Genomic DNA, 10,200 nt, shown 5'->3' on the forward strand with positions numbered 1-10,200 from the left:
GCAACACCGAGGTGCTCGACCGCATGCGCCGCACCTACACCCGCGAGGAGTACCTGGCCCTCACCGAGCGGGCCAAAGAGCTCTGTCCCGGCCTCTCCCTCTCCACGGACCTCATCGCGGGCTTCTGCGGCGAGACCGAAGCGCAGCACCGGGACACCCTCTCACTCATGGAGGAGGTGCGGTACGACCACGCCTACATGTTCAAGTACAGCGAGCGGCCCCAGACCTACGCCGCGCGCAAGTACGAGGACGACGTGCCGGAGGACGTGAAGCAGCGCCGCCTCGAAGAGATCATCGAGCTGCAGAACCAGCACTCGGAGGAGAGCAACGAGGAAGAGATCGGCCGCGTCCACACCGTGCTCGTGGAAGGCACCAGCAAGAAGAGCGACGAGCAGCTCTTCGGCCGCACGGACACGAACAAGGGCGTCGTCTTCGACCGCGAGGACTACGAGCAGGGCGACTACGTGCGGGTCCGCATCGACGACTGCACCTCCAGCACGCTCCTGGGCACGGCCCTCGAAAAGACGACGCTCGGAGAGGCCGCGCAGTCCGACTCGATTACGACCGAGCCCGCGATGGCGTAACTCCGGTGATGGTGTTTACCTACTATCCCGACATTGACACGCTCGACCTCCATCTGGACGTGGAGCACGAAAAAGGGCGGCTGTGTGTCCGACAAGCTGCTCAGGATCCCGCTGACCCTTCTCGGCAATCGGAAACGGAGACGCACGAGGTGAGATCCCTCCGGCCAAACCTTCGCACACTATCGAGGCGATCGCCTGGAGGCACTGACGATCGAACACGCGAGTCGTCGCGCCCCGGCAGCATGGGGCATCGAATCGCTGCGACGAGAGGCTGCGCAGGTGGCCGCCACGACGGGCCGCATCGTCGAATCCGTCACGCACGACCTCCGTCGAGACCGCACCTCTTTTCAGACGGGGGACTTGGGCCCCCAGTCCCCACACACGTCGGACGAAGCCGTACAGGAATACAACCAGATGATTGACGAGATTGGAAAGACATCAGCCGCGGCATAGTCACGGGCTGGTAGGTGCTCCCCCTGCTCTGTTCAACGGGTACGCGGTATGCCAACCACTTCTGCCCCCACAACCCACCGCTGGACGCGTCAGGAGTACCATGCCCTTGCCGACGCGGGATTTTTGGGCGAGGACGACCCGGTCGAATTGATCGAAGGGGAAATCGTCCAGATGAGTCCTCAAAACACGCCGCATGCCGTTGCCGTCCGCCTTGCCCGCCGCGTTCTGCAGCGGATATTCCCAGGCGACGAGTATCTAGTCGACGAGCAGTTGCCCCTCGCCCTCGGCCCCGATTCCGAGCCGGAGCCTGATGTGTCGGTCGTGGAGGGGAACCCACGCGACTTCCTCGAGGAGCATCCTGCCTCGGCCGTGCTCGTTGTTGAGGTGGCCGACGCATCACTTCAGTTCGACCGGACTCGAAAGCGGGAGCTTTACGCCCGGTACGGCCTCCCCGAGTACTGGATCGTCAACCTCGTCGACCGGCACCTGGAGGTTCACCGAGCGCCGACGGACGACGCGTACGCCGAAACGACGGTGCATTCCGCCGACGACGCGGCTTCGCTTCGGAACCATTCCGTCGCGGTGTCGGATCTCCTGCCGTAGCGTAGGAGACCGCTGCGGCTTTGCGCTCGCGGATTCAGGAATCTCCTCTTCTCTTCCCGCCCCTTGGCTTTGAGTAGGGCACAGCTCCGCCGGTCGTGGCGGGGCGCTGCACGGTGGCGACCCGTCGCCCCCAAGAAGCCCTATCATTTCTCCACACGTCGCCGTGTAAACCATTCTCGCGGGAGCTGTGTCTGACCCGCACGACGCGCCGAGGGAATGATCCGGTGCTTCCCCCGGCTCCCCAGCGACGCCCCGTCCCCCCCGTGCCGACCGACGCGCCTGACATCGCGAGCTCGATGGACGCCGAGGAACTGGTGGACCGGTACGGGAAGCGGGTCTACCACCTGGCCCTCGACCTGACCGGCGACCCCCACGACGCTGAGGACCTCTCACAGGAGGTCTTGGCGAAGGCGTGCCAGTCCCTGAACACCTTCCGGGGCGCGTCGAAGCCGTTCACCTGGCTCTACCGGATTGCGGTTAACACCTACCTGAACGGCCAGCGAGGTGCGGCGACGGAGGCCGAAATGCTACAACCCGATGTCGACACCACGCCGGGCGACGCCCGGAGCCACCCGTCCCCCAGCCAACAGGCGGAGCGGCGGCAGATACAGGCCGACATCGAGGAGGCCCTGGACGTCCTGTCGCCCCGCGAGCGGACGGCCTTCGTGCTCAAGCACGAGCACGATCTTCTGATCCGTGAGGTGGCCGAGGCGATGGAGGTGGCGCCGGGAACGGTCAAGAGCATGCTGTACCGGGCCACCCGCAAGCTCCGCGACGCGCTGTCGGACTACCGCGACGAGCGCTAAGCCCGTCGCTCCCTCAGCATAATCAAGGCATTCCCCGCCATGAGCACCCATTCGGAATACGAGGACCTGATGACGGAGGCGCTCTTTGACGAAATTGCGCCCGAGGACCGGCGCCGCCTCGACGAACATCTCGAGACGTGCGCGGACTGTCGCGACGAGTACGAGCGCCTGCAGGCGACCCTCGAGGTGATCGCCGACCGCGAGCGGGCCGAGCTCCCGCCGTCGTACTGGGCAAGCTTTCGTCGGCGGGTGCTGGAGCGCGTCGACCGTCCCGTCTCAATCGCCGAGCGGCTGTCCCGCTGGTGGCACTCCCTTCCCGTCCTGCTCCCGCAAACCGGGGGCCAGTGGGCCGTGCAGGGCGCCGTGGCCGTGCTGTTCGTCGCCCTCGGTCTCTGGATGGGACAGGCGAACATGCTCTCGACCCCGTCGGGCGGGACAGAGTCCCCCGACACGGCCCGCGAATCGTCCCTCTGGACGGATGTCCTGCTGGGACAGCCGTCCACCTCCCTCGAGCGAGAACGCGTTCGCCCTCGGTTTCGCGGCATCCGGGACCTCTCGTTCGACCAGGGCGCCGGACGGGTGCACGTCCGCTACAGCGTCGTCAACGAGATGAGCGTCAGCGGCCCGCCAGATGCCCCCGCAATCCGTCGCCTGCTGCGGGCAGCCCTTCTCAGCGATCGTCCTGCGCCGCAGCTGAACGCGGTCCAGACGCTGGAGCAGGCGAGCGTGCGCCCCACCGACGATCTGGTGCGCGCCCTCACCGTTCTCCTCCGCACCGACGACAATTCGGCCCTCCGGGTGCGGGCCGTGCGCGCCCTTCGCCGCATGCATGCGGACACGCCCCTCGACGCCTCCACGCGAAGCCTGCTCGTCGGCCTCGTGCTCGACGACAATCCGGCGGCGCTACGCATCGGAGCCCTGCAGACCCTCCGGGCTGCGCCCGACTCGTCGGCGGAGTCCGGCTACCTCTACGCCCTGCGCGATGATCCGAACGACTACCTGCGCTACCAGGCCCGCTCGGCCCTCCAGACAGTCGCCCTCAACGGCGCGTCCAATGCCGGGCGTCCGTAGACGAACGTTCCCACACCGCGTTTTTCTCGACCCATCTTCCCGACCCTCCATGACCCGCTTCGCCCGCACGTTCGCTCTCCTTCTTCTCACCCTCGCCCTCTCGCCCTCTCTCCTTTTCGCGCAACCGATTCAGCGCACGGAGGACGGGCTGGAGACGACGATTACCAAGTCATTCAGCGTCGAGCCCGGGGGGACGCTCGACCTCCACGCCACGAACGGGAGCGTCACCGTCACGGGCGGCTCCCAGAACGAGGTCTCGATCGAGGAGACCATCCGGTTCCAGAATGCCTCCCGCTCGGCGGCGAAGGAGTACCTCAACACCCATCCCACGCGCTACGAGCACACGGACAATACAGTCCGCGTCCGGGGCCCCGACGTGGACGACGATGACAGCTGGTTTGGCGACGGAGAGCCCGACGCGCAGTATCAGTACGAGGTGACGGTGCCCCGCCGCTTCAACGCCACCGTCCGCACCGGCGGGGGCTCGGTGGAGATCAGGGGGCTGGAGGGCACGGTCGACGGGCAGACCGCCGGGGGCTCGATCGGGGCCAAAAACATCGTCGGCGACGTGAAGGTCGAGACCGCCGGTGGCTCTGTGACCCTCCGCTCGATCGATGGGACTGCTCAGGGAAATACCGCCGGAGGGTCGATTGAGGCCGACAGCGTCACCGGCGAACTCCAGCTGGAGACGGCTGGCGGTTCGATTGCAGTGTCGAGCGCGGGCGCCCGTGTCGACGCCGAAACGGCCGGGGGTTCGATCAAAGTCGACGGCGCGCAGGGCTCCGTGCGGGCCAACACGTCCGGCGGAGACGTCACCGTTCGCGGCGCGTCCGGATCGGTGAACGCCGAAACCTCAGGGGGCGACATCATTCTTGAGGACATCGGCGGGGACGCCACGGCCGAAACGTCGGGGGGCGACATCGAGGGGCGCGGGCTCCGCGGGGCCGTCGACGCTGAGACTTCGGCGGGGGACATCGAGCTTCGCGGCGTGGAGGGCCCCGTTCAGGCCGAGACCTCCGTGGGAGATATCGAGGTTCAATCCGTCGCCACGTCGTACGCCACAGATCCGGCGATGGACCTCACGACCTCGCACGGCGACATCCAGCTTACCGTGCCTGCCTCCCTGCAGGCCTCCATCCAGGCGAAGGTCGAGGATCAGATGGGGGGCGGCGACCCGGACAACATCCGGAGTGACGTTCCCCTCACGCGCGAGGGCGGCGACGGCGAGCCGCTCCGGGCCCGCGGCGACATGAACGGCGGCGGTCCGGGCCTCCGGCTCGAGACCTCCGGAGGGTCAATTCAGATTCGCACGAGCGAGAACTGACCGAACCCGAAAAGCGCCCCCACTGATTCTCAGTCCGACGATTCGGGATGGCTCAGCGCGCTCGTGGCCGTCAGCTCGTCCGGGTTCGGCGCCCGGGCCTGCACGAGCAGCGCCTCGATGAGGCCCCGATGCTCGTCCGGGTTCCGGCGCGCCTTCAGGATGGCCTCGTGGTCGAGGGCGTTGATGCGGTCGTTCATGGCGCGGAGGGCGTCCATCGAGATGCGGAGGGCCGTCGTCACCGGCATGCGCTCGGGGTTGACGTCGATGCCGAAGTGGCCCTGGTAGCCGTGTAGCTTGAGGAGGTAGAGCAGCGCCTCGGCCTGCTCGGGACTAATGGCGCCTACGTTCTGGTCCTGGTCGTAGTTGCCGAGCGGCTGGCTATTCCAGTGCGTGTGGGCGAGGCGTCCGTCCGACAGGGGCCACGAGAAGGCGTAGGCCAGGTCCTCGTAGCCCATGTGGACGTGCCCCACCTCCGGATTCATGCCCACGAGCGAGTGGCCCTTCGCCAGCAGCTCTTGGTTTACCTCCGCCTCCAGCATCGACTCCACCTGCTGCCCGAGCAGCACTCCCTCCGGGGTCGTGGGGAAGAGGGTGTGTCCGCGCGGCTCGTACGGCTTCGGCTCAAAGGCGATGCGGACGCCCGGCACCGCGTCCATCGCCTCGGCCATCCCCGCCGCGAACCGCTTGCGCATCCGCATGAAGTTGATCCCGAACGCGTTCTCGAACCCGTCGATGCCCGGCCACACGACGCAGAAGTCCGTCCCCAGCTCCTTGTTCAGCTCCAGGCTGCGCTTCAGGCGCCCGATGGCTTTGTCGCGCACGTCGTCGTCCGGGTTCGAGAGGGAGCCGAACTCGAAGTCCGCGTCGTAGAACAGGAGCGGGATCACCGTCACGATCCGGATGCCCGTGTCCTCGACGAAGTCCTGCCACAGGTCCAGGTTCTCCTCGTTGATCTCGTTCGGGTAGTGCGCCTCCAGGCCCACGAGGCCGTCGTCCTTCAGCGGCGCGGCCATCTCCAACCGCTCCTCGATCGACTTGTCATCCTTGTACTTGTCGTGGAAGCGGCTGTCGAACGGCGTGAAGTACCAGATACCGGCTGTGAACCTGAGGTCGAGTTCGAAATTGCGGAGGTGCTCCAGGCGCTCCTCGGGGATCTGCGGCTCGGCCTGGTCGCGGAGGTCGGGGAGGGGCATGGCGGTGAGGGGCGAAGGGAGAAGAGCAAGAGGCGATTTCTTTGTGATAGGGTACCGAAGTAATCGGGCGAAGACAATCGGTTGCAGGCACGGAGGCACAAAAGCCATGGAGGCATGGACGCCTGGAAGCATGGAAGCAGAAACGCTGTTGCCTTTATGCATCCGAAGCCTCCACGCATCCACGCGAGACCGGTTGCCGACCGGCGTGTCAGTTGATAGATTGCGATCCTTGACAGGCCTATGCACCAATCCGACCGCTCTGTGCACCTCCTCGGCATCGATCTCGGCACGACCGGCAGCACAGCGATCGTCCTCGACCCGTTCGGCACGGTGGTGGCCCACGCGAGCCACAGTGTCGAACCGGACGTGCCCCGCCCGTCGTGGAGCGAGCAGGACCCGACGGACTGGTGGGACGCGACGGTGCAGAGCATTCGGGCCGTGCTCGCCGACGACGCCGTGACGCCCGAGACCATCGCGGGGATTGGCCTCACAGGACAGATGCACGGCCTCGTGCTCCTCGGCGCAGGTGGCGACGCGCTCCGCCCGGCCGTCCTCTGGAACGACCAGCGCACCGGGGCCGAGTGCGACGCGATCACCGAACGGGTGGGGGCGGACGCGGTGGTGGAGCACACGGGCAACCCGGTGCTGCCCGGCTTCACGGCCCCAAAGATTGAATGGGTGCGCACCCACGAGCCGGAAATCTACGAGCAGACCGAGGCCTTCTTGCTACCAAAGGATTATCTCCGCTACTGTCTCACCGGCATCCAGGCGACGGACGTGTCGGACGCCTCCGGCACATCGCTGTTCGACGTGGAGCAGCGGCGATGGTCCGACGCGATGTGCGAGGCGGTGCAGGTGCCCGAGGCGTGGCGGCCGCGGGTCACGGAATCGGCGGCGGTGAGCGCGCGGGTGCACGCTGCGGCGGCGGAGGCCACCGGGCTGCCCGAAGGCACGCCGGTCGTGGGCGGGGCGGGCGATCAGGCGGCGCAGGCGGTGGGCACCGGGATCGTGGAGCCCGGCAGCGCTGTCGTCACGCTGGGCACCTCGGGCGTCGTTTTCGCGCCCACCGCCTCTTACCAGCATGATCCGGAGGGGCGCCTGCATGCCTTTTGCCACGCGGCCCCGGACACCTGGCACCTGATGGGCGTGATGCTGTCGGCCGCTGGGTCGCTCCGCTGGTACGTGGACCTGTTTGATGATTTGCTGGACTCGGACGCGGAGGCGCGGGGCTACGAGCGGCTCCTCGCCGAAGCGGACGAGGTCCCGCCCGGCGCCGAAGGACTGCTCTTCCTCCCCTATCTCAGCGGCGAGCGCACGCCCCACGCCGACCCGAACGCCCGCGGCGTCTTCTTTGGACTGCATCACCGCCACGAGCGCGCCCACCTCACGCGGGCCGTGCTGGAGGGGGTCGCCTTCGGGCTGCGGGAGTCACTCGACCTGATGCGGGCCCGGGGCGTGGCGCCGACCGAGGTGCGCGTCTCCGGCGGCGGGGCGCAGAGCGAACTCTGGCGGCGCATCCTGGCGACCGTGCTCGACGCGCCGCTGGTCCACACCACGACGCCCCACGGCGCGGCGGTCGGGGCGGCCCTCCTGGCGGGCGTGGGGGGCGATGTCTTTCCGGACGTGCCTACCGCGAGTCAGGCCGCCGTGCAGGTGCAGGGCCGCACCGCCCCGATGGACGCCACGGACCCGTACGATGCGCTCTTCGAGCGATACCAGGCCCTTTACCCCGCCCTGACCGATCAGTTCGACGCCCTGGCCGAGGCCACGGACGCTCACGACGCGAACTCCTGACGCCCGGGCGCCTACATACGTCTCCGCCTCCGCCGAATGTCTTCGTCCCCCGGCTGCATGACGCTCGCCCAGTCGCCACGACTCCGGCTCGTCACGTTCTCGGCGCTCTACCTCGTGCAGGGCATCCCCACCGGCTTCATCACCATCACGCTCGCCGCCCTTCTGGCCGAGCAGGGCTACTCGGCCGGGGCCGTCGCCGCCCTGATGACCATCAACTACGTGCCCTGGGGCATCAAGGTGCTGTATGGGCCGTGGCTCGACCGCCACTCGCACTCGGCCATGGGCCGTCGCCGGCCGTGGATCCTCGTGGCGCAGTGTGGCATGCTCGTGTCGCTGGGCGTGCTGCTGGCCGTGCCCGGCGTGCAGGGCGTGGGCCTCGTCCCCATCGCGCTCATCATCTTCGTCTACAACCTGTTCGGGGCCCTGCAGGACGTGGCGACCGACGCCCTCGCCGTCGACCTCCTGGATCCCGATGAGCGTGGGTTCGTGAGCGGGGCCATGTGGAGCAGCAAAATCGGCGGCATCGCCATCGGGGGGGCGGGCATGAGCATGGTGCTCAACCAGTTCGGGTGGCGGCCCGCCATCGCCGTGCAGCTCGTGCTGCTGCTCATCGCCGTGGGGTTTCCGCTGCTCTTGCGGGAGCGAGCCAGTGATCGGTACTGGGCGCCGTCCGCCACGAACGCGACCTCCCCCGCCGACCCGACGGACGCGGCGGCCCACGAGAGTATCCGCGACGTGGTGGCGCGGCTCGTGGACACGTTCCGGCGCCCCGTGGCGTCGATCCTGGCGCTGCTCGCGCTGCTGGCCGCGGTGCCGACCCGCATGATGGTCACCTACGGGCCGGTCTTCACGGTGCAGCAGCTCGGGTGGACGGACACGGGCTACTCCCAGTTCGCGGGCGGGCCGGCGCTGCTGGCCGGGGCGGCGGGGGCCGTTCTCGGCGGCTGGCTCGCCGATCGGCTCGGGCGGCGCCGCATGGTGGCCGCGGCGGCCGTCGGCATCATTGCCACCTTCCTCGCGTTCGCCACGACCCGCCCGTGGTGGTCGGTCTCGGGTCTCGTCGTCGCCTTCCTACTGGCCGGCATGTTCTTCGACATGACCCTGCGCATGTCGCTGCAGGCCATCTACATGACGACGACGCGTGACGCGGTGGCGGCCACCCAGTTTACGATCTACATGACGCTCGGCAACATGAGCAACGTGGTGGGCAGTGCCCTCATTACGCCGCTCGATGCTCTGCTCGAGGCCCGCTCCATCTTCCTCTGCGCCGCCGTCCTGGGCGTGGTGCCGCTCGTGCTCCTCCGCTGGCTCCCGCCCATCCCGACCCCCGATGAGAAACCAACCGACCGTCCTTCGCTCACAGATGCCTCCTGAGTACTCCGCCCCGTGCGCGTCCCCTTCAGCCCCTATTCTCTCCGCGAATTCGTGCCGATGGTGTGGCGCCGCTTTACCGGCCCGCCCCCTCGCCCCGCCTCCCTCGACCGAGACCTGCGGATCCGCGACGCATCCCCGCACCGAACGATCGGCTTCGTGGGCGACATCTGCCCGCTCTTCGGTCGCGAGGCGCAATTGGGAGAGGGCGTGCGGGCCTTCCTGTCGGACTGCGACGTGGTGATCGGCAACTTCGAGGGGATTTTCTCGGACCAGGCCTGGAAGCCGTTCCTCATGAAGCACACGCCGGACATCTTTGAGGGCATGGAGCGGATCAAGCCCCTGGAGGACTGGGTGGTGTCGGTGGCCAACAACCACGCGACGGACTTTGGACCGGAGGCCCTGCGCCGCACGACCCGTCGCCTCGATCGCCGGGGCATTCGGTGGCTGGGGACCGCCGACCGGCCGCGCCTCTTCCTCGCCGACGACCTGAGCCTGACGGCCTGGACGTGGTGGCTCAATCGCCCGGGCGACGGCGCGGCCCGCTACGATCCGGGGGCCCCGCCCGCGCCAGGACTGCACATCGCGTTTCCGCACTGGGGCTACGAGCACGAGCGGCAGCCGCGGCCCGACCAGACGCCGCCCGACGGGTACGACCTGACGGTGGGCCACCACACGCACCTGCCCCAGCCCCTGGAGCGCCACGACGGGCAGCTGGTGGCGTGGTCGCTCGGCAACTTCATCACGGGCAAACAGCTCCCCGTCCTCGGCGAAGGCGCGCTGCTCAGGATCGACCTCGCCCCCTCTCCGACCGGCCCGCCCGAACTCACCCGCGCCCGTTACCGCGAGATCGATCTGGACCGCGACCGCCACCGGTGCCACGTCACCCTCCGCCACCCCGAGCCGCCCGCCCCCCAACACCTCACCCCCGACGACGATTCTTGAATCCCCACCTCCTTCCCTCTTACCCCTTCCCTCTTACCCCTTCCCTCTTACCCCTT

Annotated in this window: 10 protein-coding genes; 9 read left to right on the plus strand and 1 reads right to left on the minus strand. The window is 68.1% G+C overall.

What is annotated here, in order from left to right:
* From ABEL04_RS07535 to ABEL04_RS07560, 6 genes are all read left to right on the plus strand, one after another.
* On the plus strand, positions 1–584 hold a 584-nt coding region (locus tag ABEL04_RS07535), incomplete at its 5' end, for a TRAM domain-containing protein (RefSeq protein WP_375801771.1).
* Positions 585–863: 279 nt separating this feature from the next.
* The gene (locus ABEL04_RS07540; protein WP_375801772.1) at positions 864–1,037 is read left to right on the plus strand and encodes a hypothetical protein; all 174 of its coding nucleotides are present in this window, start codon (positions 864–866) and stop codon (positions 1,035–1,037) included.
* 48 nt (positions 1,038–1,085) lie between these two features.
* Entirely contained in the window at positions 1,086–1,640 is a 555-nt protein-coding gene (locus ABEL04_RS07545) for a Uma2 family endonuclease (RefSeq protein ID WP_375801773.1), read from the plus strand.
* 263 nt (positions 1,641–1,903) lie between these two features.
* Entirely contained in the window at positions 1,904–2,446 is a 543-nt protein-coding gene (locus ABEL04_RS07550) for an RNA polymerase sigma factor (protein WP_375801774.1), read from the plus strand.
* Between the two features lie 39 nt (positions 2,447–2,485).
* Positions 2,486–3,517: an anti-sigma factor family protein gene (locus tag ABEL04_RS07555; protein ID WP_375801775.1), complete on the plus strand. Its 1,032-nt coding sequence runs from the start codon at positions 2,486–2,488 to the stop codon at positions 3,515–3,517.
* A gap of 49 nt (positions 3,518–3,566) precedes the next feature.
* Positions 3,567–4,841 carry a DUF4097 domain-containing protein gene (locus tag ABEL04_RS07560; RefSeq protein WP_375801776.1) on the plus strand — a complete coding sequence of 425 codons (1,275 nt, stop codon included), beginning with the start codon at positions 3,567–3,569 and terminating at the stop codon, positions 4,839–4,841.
* A 29-nt stretch (positions 4,842–4,870) separates the two neighbouring features.
* On the opposite strand, the gene ABEL04_RS07565 is transcribed toward ABEL04_RS07560, so the two are convergent.
* Positions 4,871–6,034, minus strand: a complete 1,164-nt coding sequence (locus tag ABEL04_RS07565; protein ID WP_375801777.1) for a TIM barrel protein — start codon at positions 6,032–6,034, stop codon at positions 4,871–4,873.
* A 240-nt stretch (positions 6,035–6,274) separates the two neighbouring features.
* On the opposite strand from ABEL04_RS07565, the gene xylB reads away from it, so the two are divergent.
* From xylB to ABEL04_RS07580, 3 genes are read left to right on the plus strand one after another with little or no spacing between them, the layout of a single operon-like run.
* On the plus strand, positions 6,275–7,828 hold the full coding sequence (gene xylB, locus ABEL04_RS07570; protein ID WP_375801778.1) for a xylulokinase: 1,554 nt from the start codon (positions 6,275–6,277) through the stop codon (positions 7,826–7,828).
* A 36-nt stretch (positions 7,829–7,864) separates the two neighbouring features.
* Positions 7,865–9,202 carry an MFS transporter gene (locus ABEL04_RS07575; protein ID WP_375801779.1) on the plus strand — a complete coding sequence of 446 codons (1,338 nt, stop codon included), beginning with the start codon at positions 7,865–7,867 and terminating at the stop codon, positions 9,200–9,202.
* A gap of 12 nt (positions 9,203–9,214) precedes the next feature.
* Entirely contained in the window at positions 9,215–10,144 is a 930-nt protein-coding gene (locus ABEL04_RS07580) for a CapA family protein (RefSeq protein ID WP_375801780.1), read from the plus strand.
* The last annotated feature ends 56 nt before the right edge of the window (positions 10,145–10,200 follow it).

It is taken from the genome of Salinibacter sp. (assembly GCF_042218895.1).
Lineage (GTDB): Bacteria > Bacteroidota > Rhodothermia > Rhodothermales > Salinibacteraceae > Salinibacter.

Excerpts from the sequence above, each read along its gene's own strand:
- ABEL04_RS07575 (WP_375801779.1), top strand. The coding sequence starts at position 7,865 with ATGTCTTCGTCCCCCGGCTGCATGACGCTCGCCCAGTCGCCACGACTC.
- ABEL04_RS07565 (WP_375801777.1), bottom strand. The coding sequence starts at position 6,034 with ATGCCCCTCCCCGACCTCCGCGACCAGGCCGAGCCGCAGATCCCCGAG.
- xylB (WP_375801778.1), top strand. The coding sequence starts at position 6,275 with ATGCACCAATCCGACCGCTCTGTGCACCTCCTCGGCATCGATCTCGGC.
- ABEL04_RS07555 (WP_375801775.1), top strand. The coding sequence starts at position 2,486 with ATGAGCACCCATTCGGAATACGAGGACCTGATGACGGAGGCGCTCTTT.
- ABEL04_RS07560 (WP_375801776.1), top strand. The coding sequence starts at position 3,567 with ATGACCCGCTTCGCCCGCACGTTCGCTCTCCTTCTTCTCACCCTCGCC.
- ABEL04_RS07545 (WP_375801773.1), top strand. The coding sequence starts at position 1,086 with ATGCCAACCACTTCTGCCCCCACAACCCACCGCTGGACGCGTCAGGAG.